The organism is Capnocytophaga sp. oral taxon 326 str. F0382, assembly GCF_000318295.1.
In the GTDB taxonomy this organism is placed as follows: domain Bacteria; phylum Bacteroidota; class Bacteroidia; order Flavobacteriales; family Flavobacteriaceae; genus Capnocytophaga; species Capnocytophaga periodontitidis.
The window spans coordinates 15,300-16,248 of sequence record NZ_KB291454.1; the positions used below are offsets into that span (position 1 = coordinate 15,300).

Sequence of the window (949 nt, forward strand, 5' to 3'; positions counted from 1 at the left end):
TGATGAACAAAAACAAACGGACTTTCAAAGGAACGTTCACTTTGCAGTCTCATTACAGACTTACAGCACCCGCTTTTGATGGGGATGAACCTCTAAAAAAGGGAGAAGCAGAAGGCTTTTCTACTTTTTCATATACGCTAAAAGAAGATGAGAATCTTACAGCTACAGGTGTTTTTAAGGGAGAAATGCTTGTTCTTTGGTACAAGGCAATAAATAAAAAACCTGTATATACTGAACTATTTATTCAGAGTGATGGAAGTAGAAATTACCAATTTTTTGGTACTTGGACAAGTTATACCACTAAAAAAACTTCGGTAGCCTCTTGGGGAGAATATCGTATTCCCTGCTCTGGAGATTTTGATTTAGGAGATGGAGATTTTAGTCCTAATCCTAAATATTGGCAATATGGTTGGGAGGAATTTAGGTATTAGTTCCTAAGAAAACGACAAAAATTGAGAAATAACATCAGTTTGATATAACAAACACTGATTTTACAATTGCATTTGCGCCACAATCCGTGCAATCAGTGGGAGACTTTTATAATTCCCCGTCAGGTGAAAATTCGTGAGATAATATAAAATAAAGTTTTACACACTCCCAAATTCGTGGAAATAAAGACTTTTATGCACTCCCAATTTCGAAAGTTTTACACACTCCCAAATTCGTGGAAATAAAGACTTTTATGCACTCCCAATTTCGGCAAAGAGTTTTTTACACTCCCAAGTTCGTGAAAATTCGTGTTTCACATACCCAGCTGCCCCTCGCTGGCTTTGTGGGGCCTTAAAAATATTTTACTGATTGTTAAATAATTACTGTTAATTAATGATTCATTGCTATATAACATTTCTGAGTTTGAGATTATAAAAGAAACTGTTTATACAATGCTTTCAAAGATGGAACTTATATATAAAAAAAATCACTTGTGTTTATCAAAATGTGTTAAAATTTA

At 34.0% G+C, this 949-nt stretch carries 1 pseudogene; it reads left to right on the plus strand.

The features are described from left to right. A pseudogene (locus tag HMPREF9073_RS16430) lies at window positions 1–431 on the plus strand (hypothetical protein); the annotation flags it as partial. Between the last annotated feature and the right edge of the window lie 518 nt (window positions 432–949).